This is a genomic window from Parendozoicomonas sp. 2304DJ65-17 (assembly GCF_058148445.1).
This window is the reverse complement of the sequence record NZ_JBYVJV010000115.1, coordinates 1-238: the sequence shown is the minus strand read 5'-3', so window position 1 is coordinate 238 and position 238 is coordinate 1. Positions and strand designations below refer to the sequence as shown.

1 pseudogene is annotated in these 238 nt (G+C 47.5%); it reads right to left on the bottom strand.

Annotation, left to right across the window (positions count from 1 at the left end):
* A pseudogene (locus ACY2RR_RS24720) lies at positions 1 to 238 on the bottom strand (phospholipase D-like domain-containing protein); the annotation flags it as partial.

Sequence of the window (238 nt, the reverse complement as noted above, 5' to 3'; positions counted from 1 at the left end):
AAACCTTCTCTTCGCCACCGTTATAGAACTCGCAGACACGGGTGTGTTCAAGGAAGCGGCCAAGAATTGAACGTACGGCGATTTTTTCTGAAAGCCCTTCAATACCGGGTTGCCGACAGCAGATACCACGCACAATCAAATCAATCTTCACACCAGCCTAGGAAGCTTTATACAGCGCTTTAATCGCAACCGGCTCGGTAACAGAGTTTACCTTGATAATGATATGGGCTTTCTCGTC